At 74.8% G+C, this 15,134-nt stretch carries 18 protein-coding genes, 1 tRNA gene and 1 pseudogene; 13 read left to right on the plus strand and 7 right to left on the minus strand.

The genetic code is table 11. The features are described from left to right. Positions 1–29 precede the first annotated feature (29 nt). The 3 genes from E1258_RS20785 (at position 30) to E1258_RS20795 (ending at position 2,616) form a co-directional block, all read left to right on the plus strand. Positions 30–905: a PHP domain-containing protein gene (locus E1258_RS20785; protein ID WP_132403909.1), complete on the plus strand. Its 876-nt coding sequence runs from the start codon at positions 30–32 to the stop codon at positions 903–905. Between the two features lie 32 nt (positions 906–937). Further along, positions 938–1,552, plus strand: coding sequence for a MarC family protein (locus E1258_RS20790; protein ID WP_007074437.1), 615 nt, complete (start codon positions 938–940; stop codon positions 1,550–1,552). Between the two features lie 242 nt (positions 1,553–1,794). Next, entirely contained in the window at positions 1,795–2,616 is an 822-nt protein-coding gene (locus E1258_RS20795; RefSeq protein WP_132403935.1) for a PD-(D/E)XK nuclease family protein, read from the plus strand. A gap of 29 nt (positions 2,617–2,645) precedes the next feature. Here E1258_RS20795 and E1258_RS20800 read toward each other — a convergent pair whose 3' ends face one another. Continuing rightward, on the minus strand, positions 2,646–3,497 hold the full coding sequence (locus E1258_RS20800) for an oxygenase MpaB family protein (protein ID WP_007074439.1): 852 nt from the start codon (positions 3,495–3,497) through the stop codon (positions 2,646–2,648). 54 nt (positions 3,498–3,551) lie between these two features. Continuing rightward, positions 3,552–3,980, minus strand: coding sequence for a Fur family transcriptional regulator (locus tag E1258_RS20805; protein ID WP_132403912.1), 429 nt, complete (start codon positions 3,978–3,980; stop codon positions 3,552–3,554). Between the two features lie 210 nt (positions 3,981–4,190). Here E1258_RS20805 and E1258_RS20810 point away from each other — a divergent pair, with 210 nt between their 5' ends. Next, positions 4,191–4,670: a DUF2231 domain-containing protein gene (locus E1258_RS20810; protein ID WP_132403938.1), complete on the plus strand. Its 480-nt coding sequence runs from the start codon at positions 4,191–4,193 to the stop codon at positions 4,668–4,670. A 21-nt stretch (positions 4,671–4,691) separates the two neighbouring features. On the opposite strand, the gene E1258_RS20815 is transcribed toward E1258_RS20810, so the two are convergent. After that, complete coding sequence (locus E1258_RS20815; RefSeq protein ID WP_132403915.1) at positions 4,692–5,048, minus strand: hypothetical protein; 357 nt, start codon at positions 5,046–5,048, stop codon at positions 4,692–4,694. A gap of 66 nt (positions 5,049–5,114) precedes the next feature. Between E1258_RS20815 and E1258_RS33500 the strand changes: the two genes are divergently transcribed. Further along, positions 5,115–5,300, plus strand: a complete 186-nt coding sequence (locus E1258_RS33500) for a hypothetical protein (RefSeq protein ID WP_036377433.1) — start codon at positions 5,115–5,117, stop codon at positions 5,298–5,300. A gap of 95 nt (positions 5,301–5,395) precedes the next feature. Here E1258_RS33500 and E1258_RS20820 read toward each other — a convergent pair whose 3' ends face one another. Continuing rightward, positions 5,396–5,908, minus strand: a complete 513-nt coding sequence (locus E1258_RS20820) for a flagellar biosynthesis protein FlgA (protein ID WP_132403918.1) — start codon at positions 5,906–5,908, stop codon at positions 5,396–5,398. A 165-nt stretch (positions 5,909–6,073) separates the two neighbouring features. Between E1258_RS20820 and E1258_RS35045 the strand changes: the two genes are divergently transcribed. Further along, entirely contained in the window at positions 6,074–6,310 is a 237-nt protein-coding gene (locus E1258_RS35045; protein WP_243715596.1) for a hypothetical protein, read from the plus strand. A 62-nt stretch (positions 6,311–6,372) separates the two neighbouring features. Here E1258_RS35045 and E1258_RS35475 read toward each other — a convergent pair. Together E1258_RS35475 and E1258_RS20830 are read right to left on the minus strand one after the other, a co-directional pair. Further along, positions 6,373–6,486, minus strand: a pseudogene (locus E1258_RS35475) (FmdB family zinc ribbon protein); the annotation flags it as partial. 18 nt (positions 6,487–6,504) lie between these two features. Next, positions 6,505–7,191, minus strand: a complete 687-nt coding sequence (locus tag E1258_RS20830) for a 5-formyltetrahydrofolate cyclo-ligase (RefSeq protein ID WP_243715593.1) — start codon at positions 7,189–7,191, stop codon at positions 6,505–6,507. Positions 7,192–7,274: 83 nt separating this feature from the next. Here E1258_RS20830 and E1258_RS20835 point away from each other — a divergent pair, with 83 nt between their 5' ends. The 6 genes from E1258_RS20835 to E1258_RS20860 all read left to right on the plus strand — a co-directional run bounded on the left by E1258_RS20835 (position 7,275) and on the right by E1258_RS20860 (position 13,921). After that, positions 7,275–9,548: a GGDEF domain-containing protein gene (locus tag E1258_RS20835; protein ID WP_207919646.1), complete on the plus strand. Its 2,274-nt coding sequence runs from the start codon at positions 7,275–7,277 to the stop codon at positions 9,546–9,548. A gap of 9 nt (positions 9,549–9,557) precedes the next feature. Then, positions 9,558–10,559: a UTP--glucose-1-phosphate uridylyltransferase gene (locus tag E1258_RS20840; protein ID WP_132403923.1), complete on the plus strand. Its 1,002-nt coding sequence runs from the start codon at positions 9,558–9,560 to the stop codon at positions 10,557–10,559. Further along, on the plus strand, positions 10,556–11,869 hold the full coding sequence (glp, locus tag E1258_RS20845; RefSeq protein ID WP_132403926.1) for a gephyrin-like molybdotransferase Glp: 1,314 nt from the start codon (positions 10,556–10,558) through the stop codon (positions 11,867–11,869). Before E1258_RS20840 ends, glp begins: the two co-directional genes overlap by 4 nt. A 94-nt stretch (positions 11,870–11,963) precedes the next feature. Then, a complete protein-coding gene (locus E1258_RS20850; protein WP_050778203.1) occupies positions 11,964–12,572 on the plus strand; it encodes a GNAT family N-acetyltransferase in 609 nt (202 codons plus the stop codon). A 179-nt stretch (positions 12,573–12,751) separates the two neighbouring features. Further along, a complete protein-coding gene (locus tag E1258_RS20855; RefSeq protein WP_207919647.1) occupies positions 12,752–13,549 on the plus strand; it encodes a hypothetical protein in 798 nt (265 codons plus the stop codon). 298 nt (positions 13,550–13,847) lie between these two features. Beyond that, positions 13,848–13,921 (plus strand) — tRNA-Ala (locus tag E1258_RS20860). A 78-nt stretch (positions 13,922–13,999) separates the two neighbouring features. Here the strand turns inward: E1258_RS20860 and E1258_RS20865 are convergent. Next, positions 14,000–14,572, minus strand: a complete 573-nt coding sequence (locus tag E1258_RS20865; protein WP_243715594.1) for a tyrosine-type recombinase/integrase — start codon at positions 14,570–14,572, stop codon at positions 14,000–14,002. A gap of 6 nt (positions 14,573–14,578) precedes the next feature. Here E1258_RS20865 and E1258_RS35055 point away from each other — a divergent pair. Next, a partial coding sequence (locus tag E1258_RS35055; RefSeq protein WP_305847273.1) for a helix-turn-helix domain-containing protein occupies positions 14,579–15,134 on the plus strand: 556 nt, incomplete at its 3' end.

A 15,134-nucleotide genomic window follows, 5' to 3' on the forward strand; every position in this document is an offset into this window, starting at 1 on the left:
AAGCTTCTAACTTTTCGGCAGAGTAAGCTGTGTATAAGAGACAGGCCGCCACCCGGATCGACCTGCACGCCCACTCGACGGCCAGCGACGGCACCCTCACCCCGGCCGAGCTGGTCCGGGCCGCCGCCGACGCCGGCCTGGACGTGCTGGCGATCACCGACCACGACACCACGGCCGGGTGGGCGTCCGCCGTGGCCGCGCTGCCCCCGGGCCTTACCCTGGTGCGCGGCGCGGAGATCTCCTGCCGCTGGCACGGCGCCGACCCGCCGGTGGCGCTGCACCTGCTCGCGTACCTCTTCGACCCGGAGGAGCCGGAGCTGGGCGCGGAACTGGCCCGGGTGCGGGCCGCCCGCGAGGTGCGCGGGGAGCGGATCGTCGCGCTGCTGCGCGCCGACGGCGTCGAGCTGAGCTGGCCGGAGATCCTGGTTGGAGCGGGCGGTGGGACGGTGGGCCGCCCGCACATCGCCCAGGCGTTGATCCGCGCCGGGCTGGTGGCTACCACCACCGAGGCGTTCGGGCCGCAGTGGCTGGGCCGGCGGTACCGGCTGCCCAAGGACGACATCGACGTGTTTCGGGCGGTTCGGCTGGTTCGGGCCGCCGGCGGCGTACCGGTCTTCGCCCATCCGAAGGCGAGTCGGCGGGGCCGGGTCGTGCCCGACGAGCTGATCGTCGAGCTGGCGGCGGCGGGGCTCGTCGGCCTGGAGGCCGACCACGAGGACCACTCTGCGGCCGAGCGGGCGCACGTCCGGGCGCTCGCCGCCGAACTGGGCCTTCTCGTTACCGGTTCGTCGGACTTCCACGGCACGCACAAGACCGTCCGGCTGGGCGCGTTCACCACGTCGCCCGAGGCGTACGGGCGGATCGTGGCCGAGGCCACCGGCGTGACCCCCGTCGCTTCGGCCTGATCCGCCTCCACCTGCGCGGCTACCGTGTCCGGGTGGATCTGAAGCTCTTCGGTGAGGTCTTCGTGACCCTGCTGGTCATCGTCGACCCGCCGGGCATGATGCCGATCTTCCTCGCGCTGACCGGCCCCCTGCCCGCCCGGGACCGCAACCGGGCGGCCTGGCAGGCGGTGGCCCTGGCGCTCGGGGTGATCGTGGTCTTCGCCGTGGCCGGGCGGACCCTGCTCGCCTACCTGCACGTCGACCTGCCGGCGCTCCAGGCGGCCGGCGGCCTGCTGCTTATCCTCGTCGCCCTGGAGTTGCTGACCGGCAAGGCCGATGACCCCACCCAGCAGGCCACCTCCAACATCGCCCTGGTGCCGCTGGGCACCCCGCTGCTGGCCGGGCCGGGCGCCATCGTGGCGACCATGCTCTTCGTCCAGCAGGCCGACCGGGTGGTCGACTATGGCGCCATCGCGGCGGCCATCGTGGCGGTGATGCTGACCGTCTGGGTCGTCCTGCGCTTCTCCGGCGGGATCGTCAAGATCCTGCGCCCCGGTGGGATCGAGGTGCTCACCCGGATCGCCGGCCTGCTGCTCGCCGCGATCGCCGTGCAGCTCATCGCCGACGCCATCGCGGCCTTCGTCACCCAGTACACGAGCACGACCTGACCCGGAGCGCGAGCACGGCTCACCTGGCGGCGCGAGCACGACCTGACCCGGTGGCGCGACCCGCCGACCGGGTCGGCCGGACCGTCGCACCCGGGTGGCAGGATCGCAGGGTGCCAGCCTCCTCATCCGGCCGCCCCGCCGGTCGACCCGCCGCCGGGGCGGGCCGGGCCCCGCGGCCCCGCGCCGGCCAGTCCACCCCGTCCCGCCAGTCCGCCCAGCCCGAGCAGCTCGGCTTCGACGGCATGCCGGAGCGGTTGTTCGTGTGCACCCCCAGCAAGCTCGGCGCGTACGCGGACTGCCCCCGCCGCTACCGCTACTCGTACGTGGATCGGCCCGCGCCGCCGAAGGGCCCGCCGTGGGCCCACAACTCGCTTGGCGCGAGCGTGCACAACGCCCTGAAGAACTGGTACGCCCTGCCCGCCGACCGCCGCCGCCCGGAGGCGCTGGCCGGGCTGCTCAGGGGAACCTGGGTCCGCGACGGGTTCCGCGACGACGAGCAGGAGCGCGACGCGTACCGGCGGGCACTGGCCTGGCTGGAGTCCTACGTCGATGCGCTTGATCCGCAGGCCGACCCGGTCGGGGTCGAGCGGGTGGTGGCGGTCAAGACGGCGGTGCTGGCGTTCAACGGGCGCGCCGACCGGATCGACTCCCGCCCCGGCACGAGCGGCCCGGAGTTGGTCATCGTCGACTACAAGACCGGCCGCGCGGGGCTGGACGCCGACGACGCGCGCGGCTCGCAGGCGCTGGCCCTGTACGCGTACGCCGCCGAGCGGGTGTTTCGCCGGCCGTGTCGCCGGGTGGAGCTGCACCACCTGCCCACCGGCACGGTCGCGGCGCACGAGCACACCGCCGAGTCGCTGGCCCGGCAGGTCACCCGCGCCGAGGAGACCGCGCGGGACATCATGGCCGCCGAGCGGGCCGTCGCCGACGGCGCGGATCCGGACGACGCCTTCCCGGCCGAGGCCGGGCCCCGCTGCGGCTGGTGCGACTACCGCCGTGCCTGCCCGACGGGGTCGCAGACCCCGGGCAAGGACCCCTGGGCGGCGATGGAGCGCCGAGACTGATTCGCCCGCCGCCTGCTGGCAGGGCCGGGTCAGCGCAGGGCCACGCGGGCGGCCCGTTCCTTCGCCGCCTGCTGCAACGGGCCTTCCCGCCAGCGGCGGGGCAGGGCCGCCAGGGCGAGCCGCAGGGCGCGGACGGTGAGGTCGGCCGACAGTTCGGTGGTCGGCAGCCCCAGACCGCCGTACAACCGGCGCGCCCAGGGCGGCAGCAGCGCGAACGCCGTGCCGGCGACGCCGAAGTACGCCAGCCGGGCCGGCCCGAGGTTCAACCCGACCCGGGCCGGGAGGTTGAGCTTCCACGGCAGGGGCGGGGCGGTGAGGAAGACGGCCGTCTCCGCCGCCTCCCGGGTGATCCGCAGGTCCGGCCGAACCTGCCGGTAGTACTCCGCGACCTCGGTCGCCGTGCCCGGCACGTCCGCCGGGTCCAGCCCGACCAGGGCTGCCGCCCGGCGCTGCTCGGTGTAGTAGCCGTCGACCTCGGCGTCGGTCAGCGGTAGCCCGGCCCGGCGGGCGGTGCTGAGGAACGACTCGATCTCGGTGACGTGCACCCAGCGCAGCAGCTCCGGCTCGTCGATCCGGAACTCCTCCCCGGTGTCGGGGTCGGTGGCCCGCATCCGGCCGTGCAGCCGGCGCAGCCGGGCCCCGGCCGCCTCGGCCTCGGCGGTGGTGCCGTAGATGGTGGTGGCGACGTAGGTGGCGGTCCGGACCAGCCGGCCCCACGCGTCGGTGCGGTAGTTGCTGTTCTGGGCCACCCCGGCCATGGCCCGGGGGTGCAGCGCCTGGAGGTAGAGCGAGCGCAGGCCGGCGACGATCAGGATCGGCTCCTCGTGCACCTTCCACGTGACCGATCCCGGACCGAACAGGCCGAGGTCATCGGAGTCCACCCGATCAAGGGTGCCATACCCGGCCGCGTGCCCGGGCGGGCCGGGGCACCGGTGTCAGGCGTCGGCGCGGCGGCGGGCCTGGCAGGTGGGGCAGAGCCCCCAGAAGGTGACCTCCGCCTCGTCCACCTCGAAGCCGTGGGCGATGTTCGGGTCGAGGCAGGGCTTCTCGCCCACCGCGCAGTCGATGTCGGCGATCTCGCCGCAGCCCCGGCAGACGACGTGGTGGTGGTTGTCGCCGGCCCGCGCCTCGTACCGGGCGGGACTGCCGGCCGGCTCGATCCGGCGGGACAGCCCGGCCCGGGACAGCGCGCCGAGAACGTCGTACACGGCCTGGGTGGAGACGGAGTCGAGGCGTTCCCGCACCCGCCGGGTGATCTCGTCGACCTCCAGGTGGCCGCCGGCGGCGAGGACGTCCAGCACGGCGAGGCGCGGTCGGGTGACCCGCAGGCCCCTCGACCGGAGCAGTTCCTCGCCACTGGACATGAGACCAATGACAGCACGGGGGTCACCGGCCGACAAGCGAGCTCATGACCTGGGTGGCCCGGGCCACAGCCACGGGCCACCCGGTGCGCCCTCCGACAGGAGCGGCCGGGTGGGCCCACCGGGTCACCCGATGATCGTCAGGGCGGCCGCTGCGGTTGACCCCGGCGTACGCTGGCGGCCGCGGGGATCGCGTCCACTGCGGAGGTGTCGGTGTTCAGGGAGATCAACGGGTTGCCGAGTCACATTCTGGTGATCCATGCGGCGGTGGTGTTCGTGCCGCTGCTGGCGCTGCTGGCCAGCGCGTACGGGCTGGTGCCGAGGTGGCGTCCCCGGCTGGGCTGGGCGGTGGTCGGCCTCGCGGTGCTGACCCCGATCGTCACCTGGGTGTCGACCGAGACGGGCGAGGCCCTGGAGGAGGCGTTCCAGGAGAAGGGCTTCGACCCGGCCCTGCTCGCGCAGATCCACGAGCACGCCGAGTACGCCGAGACGCTGCTCTGGTTCACCGTGGGGCTCGCCGTGGCCGCCATCGCCCTGCTGCTGGTGACCCGCGACGACCGGCCGTCCCGCCTGCCGTCCTGGCTGCCCCTGCTGCTGACGGTGGTCGTGGTCGCGCTGGGCGTGGCCTCGCTGGTCTACGTCTTCCTCACCGGCGACTCCGGTGCGCAGGCGGCCTGGGGTCGGGTGCTCTGAGCCGCCCCGCCCGGGGCCCGGTCAGAAGAACGCCCGGGAGCACAGCAGGCAGAGCAGGGCCAGCAACACCACTCCGGCGATCGCGCCGACGCCCCAGGTGACGTGCTGGGCCCGCTGCTCGACGGCGTCCAGCCCCGCCATGTCCTGCGGCGGTAACTGGCGGGGCGGTGCCGCCCGCACGTGCAGCGGGGGACGCCAGCCGGGCGGCGGCAGGGTGGTGGGCGGCGGCCCGTCGTATCTCGCCGCCGGGTCGGTGCCGGCCGCGCCGGGGGCCGGTGGGCCCGGGGGCGCCGGGTCGCCGGGCGCACCGTCGCCGGTCTGGTCCGGCGGGCGACGCCAGTAGTCGTCCTCGGGGCGGTCACCGCTGGGCGTGGTCACGCCGACCGACGCTACCAACCCTTCGGCCGCGTGGCCGGTCGGACGCGGGCCGGGTCCCGGGTAGTCTTGCCGCTCGTGAGCATCGACCCGGTGGCGCAGGCGCGCGGCGACGACGACCGCGCCGTCGACCTGAGCGAGGACTTCGTGGTGCTGCCCGAGCAGACGGCCGACGACACGGACCGGGGCTGGGGCGAGACGTCCGGCGGCAACGACGATTGGCTGCTCGCCGAGCGCCCGCCACACTGGGCCTGACCGCCGCCCGCCGGCGACCCGGGAGCCGCGACGCTGGCTGCGCGGCCGTGACCGGGAGCCGCGACGCCGGTTGCGCGGCCGTGACCGCCCGCCGTTCACCCTCGGACCACGATCGCGAAGCGGCTGCCCTCCGGGAGCCCGACGGCGCGCTGCGCCTGCTCCGGCCGCAGCGCCAGGTACAGGGCCGAGGAGCCGTCCGTCGTGCCGGCCCCGACCACGTCGAGCACCAGCGCGCGGGGCGCCAGCAGGTCGGCCTCGGCGGCCGGACCGCCGGCCGGCACGGCGAGCAGGTCGACCCGGGCCCCCGGGCGGACGACCGCGAGCGCGGCTGGCTCAGCCAGCCGGATCGGCACCCCGACGGCCCCGTCGGGCAGTGGCAGGGCGGACGGTGGCGCGGCGGAACCGGGAGCCGCCCCGGCGGGCGCATCGGCGGGGCCCGGAGATCGGGAGCCGGCCGGCGACGGGCAGCCGGACGGCGTCTGGAGGACCGCCGCGGCGAGCCCGAGCAGGGCGGCGACCAGCACGGCGCGCAGCAGTGTCGCGGGCCCCGGCAACCGTGGCCGGCGCACCGGCCGCAGTGATCCCGTGCCCGCACCGGCGTTGCCCATCCGGCCCTCCTGCCCCGTCCCGGCGCCACCATGGCGTCGGGAGCAGCACGTTAGGCCGAACGGGGGCGGCCCCGCCCGGGCCGGGGCGGGACCTGTGGACAACGGGGCCGGCTGTGGACAACCCCCATCCGGCCCGGTGATCTGCTAGGGCGCTTCGGTCAGGAGGTGCTGGAACCGCTGGCTGCCGGCGTCTTCGCCGCGCCGCCCGAGGAGGACGCCCCCGAGCCACCCGACGACCCCGACGACCCCGAGGACGACCCCGACGGTGTCGAGGAACCGCCGCTCGCGCCGCCGGATCCGTTCGACGAGCCGGAGCCGCCGCCGGTGGACGAGTCGGACGTGGCCGGCTCGGCGGAGCCGTTCTTGGCGGCGTCCGAGCCGGAGCGGGAGTCGGTGCGGTAGAAGCCCGAGCCCTTGAAGACGATGCCGACGGAGTTGAAAACCTTGCGCAGCCGCCCCGCACACGCCGGGCACTCGGTCAACGGCTCGTCAGAGAAAGACTGCACCGCCTCGAGTTGCTGGCCGCACGCGGTGCAGGCGTACTGGTACGTGGGCACGTTCTCCTCCGGATCTGGCACGGCCGGTTGGCACTCGACTCATTCGAGTGCCAATGGTGCGTCATCGGACCCGGGTTCGTCCAGCGGTAGTGCCGGGACCGACACGGCGCCGCCCGTCAGCGTACGCAGCCCGTCGGAGGGAGTGACCACCGCGCGGACGGGCCGGTCGTGCGGCTCGGCGGGGAGGTGTTCGACCAGCTCTCCGTCGTGCAGCAGGGCCACCGTCAGGGCACTGTCGGCTACTCGGGCCAGCGCCCGGTCGTAGCTGCCTCCGCCGCGCCCCAGCCGCCGCCCGAGCCGGTCCACCGCCAGGGCCGGCACCACCACCAGCCGCGCGTCGGCGATCGCCGCCCGGCCGAGCCGGGGCCCGGTCGGCTCCCGCAGGCCCCGGCCGGCCGCGATCAGGCAGCCCGGCCCGGTGTACGCGGCCCACTCCAGGTCGAGGTCGTCGCGGAGCACCGGCAGCAGCAGTTCGCCGCCCGGCGGCAGCGCCATGCGCAGCACCTCCGGCAGCTCCGGGCCGCCCGGCTCGGAGCCGACCGGCACGTACCCGGTCACCCGGGCCGGGCGCAGCCGGCGTACCAGACCGGCCAGTGCGGCCTGCACGCGCGCCGCAGCCTGCGCGCGCGCCGGGATGGGCAGCGCGCGACGGTGGGCGAGCAGATCCACCCGCGCGCTCCGCTTCGCCTCATGGGCAACTTCCGCTCCATCAGAAAAATCTGGCACGCAACACTCCTGACGCAACGTTTGTCTCACGGTCGCACTGTGTCAGCATCGCTACATCGGGCGCGGAACTTCCGGGGGGAGCGTTGACGCTACGCGGGCGGTTGACGGCGGCCTTCCTCACGGTGGTGCTCGGCCCGGTCCTGCTCGGGGCGTTCTTCGTCGGCCTGACCATGACGGCCGTGGACCGCAACCGCGCGGCCGAGCGGCTCGGCCTGGCCGTCGCGACGGTGCGCACCTCGGTCGACGCCCTCTGCCAGCAGTTGCGCGCGGCGGCCGACGCGGTCGCCCTGGCCCCCGACGCGGCGGGGCGGGCGGGCACCGCCGGGCAGGTGGTCAGCCGGGGCCTCGCCGCCGCGGTGCTGGTCACCGACGTGTCCGGCGTCCCGGCGTACGCCACCCCGGGCGCCCCCGCCCAGCCCTGGCGCGACTGCGCCGCCGCTTCGGCCACCGGCCCGGTCGGGGCGCTCGCCGCCCGTGTGGTGCTGCGTGACCGGGCCGGCGGGGACCTCGGCACGGTCGCCGCCGCCCAGCCGGTCGACCCGGGTTTCGTCGCCCGCCTGGCGGCGGTCACCGGCGTCGCGGTCACCCTCCTCGACGACGCGCCCGGGCCCGTCGGGGTCGCGCACACCACCGAGGCCCCGGCCGTACGCGACGGGGTGCTCGCCGCCGCGCGCCGGGCCGCCGGCGACCGGGTCACCGGTACCGGCGACGGTCGGTACGTCCGTCGGGTCCTTCCCGGGCCGGGCCAGCCCCTGCCGCTGGTGCTCTCCGTCCCCAGCGAACAGCCCCCCGACCTGTACGCGGCGCTGGTCGGCGCGGTGGTGCTGGCCGGGCTGCTGGCGGTGGCCGCCGCGTGGCGGCTGGCCCGGGTCACCACGCGCCCACTGGTGGAGCTGGCCGGCGCGGCGGACCGGGTAACCCACGGCGACCTCGGCACCCGGGTGCCGGTGCGCAGCCGCGACGAGCTGGGCCGGCTGGCCGGCGCGTTCAACCGGATGACCCGCGAGACCGGCATCTACGTGCAGGCGCTCACCAGCAGCCGGGACCAACTGCGTGGTCACCTCGCCGTGCTCGGAGACACCCTGGCCAGCACCCACGACCTGCAACGCATCCTGCGGGTCATCCTGCACAGCGCGATCGCCGCCACCGGGGCCCGAGCCGGGGCGGTGCTGCTGGTCGACGGCGGTGTGCTGGTCGGCCAGTGCGCCGAGGGACTCGACGGGCGTTGGTCGCCCGACGCCGGGGCGGAACCGGAGGCCACCGGCGCGACCGGCCTGCGGGTGCCGGTCGGCGGCGGGATCGTCGGCGCGGTGGCGGCGACCGGTCAACCGCGCCGGGGGCGGGCCGACCCGGAGACGGACCCGATCGGTGAGCCGCGCTGCGAGACGTACGTCGCGGTGCCCTTCGCCACCCCCGGCGGCCCGGCCGACCCGGCCGCCCGGCCCGGCGCGGACCAGGGCGTACCCGACGGGCCGGCGGCGGCGCTCGGCGTGCTGGTCCTCTACGACCGGCCCGGCGGGGACGAGTTCGACGACGACGACCTGGACACCCTGCGGACCTTCGCCGGGCACGCGGCGGTGGCGGTGGACAACGTGCGGGTGCACGAGGAGGCCCAGCGGCTGTCGCTGACCGACCCGCTGACCGGGCTGTGGAACTACCGCTACCTGCGCGAGTCGATCCGTCGAGAGGTGGAGCGGGCCAGCCGGTTCGGCCGGATGCTGAGCGTCCTCGCCCTGGACCTGGACCGGTTCAAGGAGGTCAACGACACCTGGGGGCACGCTGCCGGGGACGCCGTGCTCGCCGAGTTCGCCCGCCGGGTGCGGGGCGAGATCCGCGAGGTGGACCTGGCCTTCCGCCAGGGTGGAGAGGAGTTCGTGGTGCTGCTGCCGGAGACCGACGCGCGGGGCGCGGCCATCGTGGCCGAGCGGCTCGGCGCGGCGACCCGGGACGCCCCCATCCCGGTGGGCACCCACGGCGGGGTGCGGATCCGGGTGACCGTCTCCGTCGGCATCGCCGTGTACCCGGATCACGCCTCCACCGGCCAGCAGGTCCTCGACGCGGCCGACGACGCCCTGTACGCGGCGAAGGCGGCCGGTCGCGACACCTGGCGGTTGGCCGAGGCCCGGCCCTGGCCCCCGGTGGAGGAACTGGCCGTGCCGGCCGGTTCGGTCAGCCCCGCCGACGGGCTGCCCCGGGCGGGTGCTCCGATCGGCCCGCCGGACGCCCCGCACCGGGCCGGGGTGGCCGACCACCCGGCCGACCTGGACGCCGGGTGGTCGGACGCGCCGGCGGCGCGGTCCGGGCCGGGCGGCGCGTCTTCCGGTCCTCACCCGTCGCAGCATGGCCGTGGCCGATAGTCTCGCGACATGTCGGAGCACTCAGCGAACCCCTCAACGGCCACCGCAACCGGTCGTTCCCGCGCGGTCAAGGCAGTCATCCCGGCCGCCGGCCTGGCCACCCGGTTCCTGCCGGCCACCAAGGCGGTGCCCAAGGAGCTACTGCCGGTCGTCGACCGGCCCGTCCTCCAGTTCATCGTCGAGGAGGCCACCCAGGCCGGTATCGGCGACGTGCTGCTGATCACCGGGCGTGGCAAGACATCGATGGTCGACCACTTCGACCGCCGGCCCGACCTGGAAGCCCGGCTGGAGTCCAAGGGCGACACCGAGCGGCTGGCCGCAGTGCGCGGCCCCAGCGAGCTGGCCGAGATCTACACCTGCCGGCAGCCGGAGCAGCTCGGCCTCGGCCACGCCGTCGGGTACGCCGAGTCGCACGTCGGCGACCAGCCCTTCGCGGTGCTGCTCGGCGACGAGTTCGTCAAGCCGTCCGAGCCGCTGCTGCCGGCGATGCTGGAGCTTCAGGCCCGCACCGGCGGCGTCGTGCTGGCCTTCTTCGAGGTCGACCCGGCCGAGACGAAGCGTTACGGCATCGCCTCGGTCGAGGCCGCCGAGCCGGAGCTGACCGACATCGGCGAGGTCGTGAAGGTCACCGGCTTGGTCGAGAAGCCCAAGCCGGAGGACGCCCCCAGCAACCTCGCCGTCCTCGGCCGGTACGTGCTGCCGGGGCGGATCTTCGACGCGATCCGCCGCACCGAGCCGGGCAGCGGCGGCGAGATCCAGCTCACCGACGCGATGGAACTGCTGCGCACCGAGGGCGTCCCGGTGCACGCGATCGTCTACCGGGGCACCCGTTACGACACCGGCATGCCGCTGGGGTACCTCCAGACGGTGGTGCAGATCGCCTGCGAGCGCGAGGACCTCGGCGCGGAGTTCCGCAAGTGGCTCACCGAGTTCGTCAACAACGGCGACGAGACCGTCACCGCGGCGATCCTCAACGGGATGCGCGACGGGTCGGACGGTCCTAGTACATGACCGCGACGGCCGACGCCGAGGCGGCCGCGAACGAGTTGACGCCGCTCGCCGACTACCTGGGCAGTGTGCTGCGCAGGTTACGCGCGCTGCCTCCGCTCGACCTCGACCTCACCCAGGCGTACGGCAACGTCCTCGCCGAGGACGTCGTCGCGCCGCACTCCTACCCGGCCTTCGACCAGGCGGCCGTGGACGGGTACGCGGCCCGCTGGGAGGATCTCTCCGGCGCGAGCCGGGCGGCGGGCGGGTACGCCGGCCGCTCCGGCCCGTCCGGGTCCCGCACGGTACGGCTCAACGTGGTCGGCGACCTCGGCGCGGCGAGCTGGCGACCGGTCCGGCTCACCCCGGGGGCCTGCTTCTCGGTCGCCGCCGGCGCGCCGCTGCCGATCGCCGCCGACGTGGTGGTGCCCGTCGAGTGGACCGACCAGGGCATGGCCGCCGTGGAAATCTTCCGCACCCCCAAGCGGGGGTACGGGGTGCGCCGCGTCGGTGAGGAACTGCCGGCCGGCACCCTGCTCGCCCGCGCCGGCACGTACGTCTCCCCGGCCCTGGTCGCGGTCTTCGCCGCCACCGGCATCGGGCACGTGGTGGTGCGGCCCAGCCCCCGGGTGGTCATAGTGGCCACCGGCGACGAGCTGGTCGACGTGGGCCGGGGCAGCCAGCCCGGCCAGGTGGTGGACGCGAACTCGCACGCCCTGACCGCCGCCGCGGCCGAGGTGGGCGCGCTGGCGTACCGGGTGGGGATCTGCGACGACGACCCGGAGGGGCTGCGCGGTCTGCTGGAGGACCAGACCCTGCGCGCCGACCTGATCATCACGACCGGCGGCACCGGCACCGGGCCGGGCGACATGGTGCGGCGCATCCTGTCCCGCCGGGAGGGAGGCCGGGCCGGTCCGGTCACCTTCACAGAGGTGGCCCTCTATCCCGGCACCGCTCTCGGATTCGGTACGGTCGGCGCCGAGGAGGTGCCGGTGGTCTGTCTTCCCGGTGAGCCCGGCGCGGCGTTGATCGGCTTCGAGGTGCTGGCCCGGCCCGCCATCAACCTGCTGGCCGGAGCCGAGCCCGTGTTCCGGCCGAGCGTGCGCGCGCACCTGCTGGAGACCATCACCTCGCCCGGTGGGCTGCGCGAGTTCCGCCCCGCGCACGTCGCCGAGCGGCGTGGCGGGGGCTACACCGTCCAGCCGCTGCCGGGCGGGAAGTTCACCCTGTCCGGCCTGGCCGAGGCGAACGGGCTGATGGTGCTCGGCGAGCGGGTGACCACGGCCGCCGCCGGCTCCACCGTGGACGTCCTCCTGCTGGACCGGCGCCGGTGAGCGCGAGGAGTGAGCTTGCGAGCCCCGCAGTCGCGAGCGGAAGGCAGGTCCGGTGAGTGCTCTGTGGTCGGGGCGGTCGCCGGGCTGGCCGGTGGTGCTCGCGGACGGCCCGGTGCTGCTGCGGCCGTACCGGCGTTCGGACGCGGCGGCCTGGTCGGAGGTGCGCCGCGCCAACCGGTCCTGGCTGGCCCCGTGGGAGTCGGCGCTACCGGGCGGCTGGGACGAGCTGAACTCGCCGGCCGCGTTCCGTTGGGTCCACAAGGACCAGCGCCGCTCGGCGCGCACCGGCGAGGGGATGCCGTTCGCGGTCTGCCTGCGCGAGCACGGCGGGGAGCGGCTGGTCGGGCACGTGAACATCGGCAGCATCGTCCGGCGGGCGTTCTGTTCGGCGTACGCCGGGTACTGGGTGGACTCCCGGGTCGCCGGGCAGGGGGTCATCCCCACCGCGCTGGCGCTCGCCGTGGACCACGCGTTCGGTCCGGGCGGGCTGCACCGGATCGAGGTGAACATCCGGCCGGAGAACAAGCCGTCCCGCCGGGTGGTGGAGAAGCTCGGCTTTCGCGAAGAGTCGTACCACGTGCGTTACATGCACATCGACGGTGCGTGGCGCGACCACATCGGATACGCCATGACCAGCGAGGAAGTGGCCGCCGAGGGCGGCCTGCTGGCACGCTGGCACCGGCTGCGCGCCACCAGCGGGTGAACCCTCCCACCCCCGCTTGATCGGCGCGGCGCACAATCAACGTGGTCGGTGGCCCGTAACCTCAAGTAACTGCAAGCTGCGGCAAGCGCTGCGTGACCGTATGATCGACCGCCCGGAACGGGGTTCGTCGAAGATCCTGCGGCCGTACGGCGGTTGCCTCGAACTCGGTGACGGGAGGGGTGAGGGTGCCGACCTCGGTGCTCCTCGCCGTCCTCGCCGCCGCCGGTCTGCTCGCCCTCGCGCCGGCGCTGGTTCGCCGGTACGATGCCGCCGAGCGGCTGGTGGCGGAGCGGGCGCAGTCGACGGCGCGGGTGCTCCAGCGCCGCCGGCGGCGACGCACTGTCCCTGGTCGCCGGCCGGTCAATCCTTCCCGCAACCTTGTCGTCACCCTGAGTGAGGGTGCGAGTGCGGGCAGTCTCTCCGCCCCCGTCTCCGCCCCGGCCGCCCCGGCCCGTCGGCGAGGCCGGCTGCGTGCCGTCCCGCCCGCCGCGAAGTCCCGTCGACGGGTCGCGCCTCGCCGCCGCCCGCACACCCCGGCGATCTACCGCAGGCGGCGGGTGCTCGCCGCGCTGCTGCTGCTCAACTTCGTCGAACTGATCGGGGTGGCCGTGGTCGGCCCCGGCTTCTGGATCGGCTTCTCGGTGACCGCTACCCTCCTGTTGACGTACGTGGTGCACCTGCGTAAGCGGGCGCTGACCGAGCGCCGCCGCCGGCGCGCCCAAGCCCGGGAGACAGCCTGGCTGGCCGCCCGCCAGGCCGAGGTGCGCCGGGAGCAGGCCCGCCGCGCGGCAGCCCGCCGGGAGGCCCAGCGCCGCCTGGCGGCCCAGCGCGAGGCGGTACGCCGCACGGCGATGGGCCTGGACCGTCCCGCCGACCTGCCGCCGGCGGCCAGCGGCGGCGGTTCCGTGTCCTACCGACGTACGGGCGGACTGCGGGGCCGCCCGTACCAGTCGGGCCGCACCTCCCACTCGGCCTGACCGCCGCTCGCTCGATCGACTCCGGCTTGACCCGCGTACCGGCCGCTCGCCGGCTGGGGCGGCTCGACTTAGTCGACTCCATGTCGTCGACATGGCGGTATTCCGACCCGTCGGACCCCACCACGTCGCCGACATGGTGGGCGCTAACCAGGCCCCTGGGCAGGCGCTAACCAGGCCGGTGGGCAGGCGCTAACCGGGTCGACGGGGTGGATTCGCTTGGCGGGCGGGTGTGCTGTTAGTCTTGTCGCCGGCCCGCCCAATGAAAGCCGGGTGGGACCGAAGCCGGCTCGCCGGTGGAGGGGCTGTGGCGCAGACCGGTAGCGCACCTCGTTCGCATCGAGGGGGTCAGGGGTTCAAATCCCCTCAGCTCCACCCAGTTCAAAGGCCGTTTCCGGTAGTCGGAGACGGTCTTTTTCGATCTTGTACGGCAACGGAGTACAGCAACGGCGCTCAGGTGTCGAACTGTTCGCCGAGGCGCTTGAGGGCGGTTTGGGTGGCTGTCGAGGTGGCCTCGCCGTAGATGTTCATGGTCACGGCGATCTGGCTGTGCCGGAGGATCTGCATGGTGACCCGGGGGTGCACGTCGAGGGCCACGAGCAGGAAGGCGCAGGTGCGCCGGGTGGTGTGCACGGAGATCTCCCGGACGCCGGCCTTTCGGCAGCGGGTCTTGAACTCCCGGTGGAAGTACCTCGGCTCGATCGGCGTGCCGAGCCGGGTGGTGAAGACCAGGCCGTTGTCCTGCCGGGCCCGCCCGGCGTGCTCGCGGTGCCGCTGCTGGTCGTCCCGGCGGGAGCGCAGCACGGTGGCGCAGATGGCGGGCAGGGGCAGGGTCGCAGCCGACGACTCGGTCTTGGTCTCCCGGTGCAGGAGCTGCCGGCGGATGTGCTGGAGCTGGTAGGCCACCGCCAGTTCCCCGGCGGCCAGGTCGACGTCCTCCCGGCGCAGGCCCAGCACCTCACCCCGGCGCAGCCTGGAGGCCGATGAGCCGGCCGCGCACGCGGAGCAGGGTTCCTGTCGCTGCACGGGAAGCTGGACACCACCACCGCTGGCAACATGTTCGTCTTCCACGTCTTCGCCGCCCTGGCCGAGTTCATCCGCACGATCATCGTGGCCAACACCAACGAGGGCCTGGCCGCCGCCCGCGCCCGCGGCCAGCGCCTGGGCCGTCCATCGGCGATGACCCCGGAGAAGGTCGCCTACGCCCGCCAGTTGCTCGCCGAACCGGAGCGGTCGATCAGCGCGCTCGCCAAGCTCGTCGGCGTCTCGCGCAGCACCATCTACAAGGTGCTGCCCGAACTGCTGCCGCCGCAGGTGGTTCAGCAGCGCCACGCCGCGCAGATCGCCACCCTGCCGGCTGGAGGCGACGCCGTTCGAGCGGTGGCCACGCCGACGCCGCATCAGCCATCGCCATGGCGCACTGGCCACCTCACCGAACACTCGCCGCCGCTGGAGTCGCCTCGCCCCCCGATCGGGGCGGGTGTCGGGTTTGTCAGACGGTGTCCGGTGGGCGGGGTCACCGTGGCGGTGGAATCGGGTCGGGGGTCGGGGCGTTGTATCTGGCATACGACCGCCGGTCTTTTCGGCC

The sequence above is a fragment of the Micromonospora sp. KC207 genome, from assembly GCF_004348615.1.
GTDB lineage: Bacteria > Actinomycetota > Actinomycetes > Mycobacteriales > Micromonosporaceae > Micromonospora.

What these genes read in the sequence shown, in the direction of transcription:
- E1258_RS20805 (WP_132403912.1), bottom strand. Translation starts at nt 3,980, where the DNA reads ATGTCCAGTGGCGAGGAACTGCTCCGGTCGAGGGGCCTGCGGGTCACC.
- E1258_RS20840 (WP_132403923.1), top strand. Translation starts at nt 9,558, where the DNA reads ATGTCGGAGCACTCAGCGAACCCCTCAACGGCCACCGCAACCGGTCGT.
- E1258_RS20820 (WP_132403918.1), bottom strand. Translation starts at nt 5,908, where the DNA reads ATGGGCAACGCCGGTGCGGGCACGGGATCACTGCGGCCGGTGCGCCGG.
- E1258_RS20795 (WP_132403935.1), top strand. Translation starts at nt 1,795, where the DNA reads ATGCCGGAGCGGTTGTTCGTGTGCACCCCCAGCAAGCTCGGCGCGTAC.
- glp (WP_132403926.1), top strand. Translation starts at nt 10,556, where the DNA reads ATGACCGCGACGGCCGACGCCGAGGCGGCCGCGAACGAGTTGACGCCG.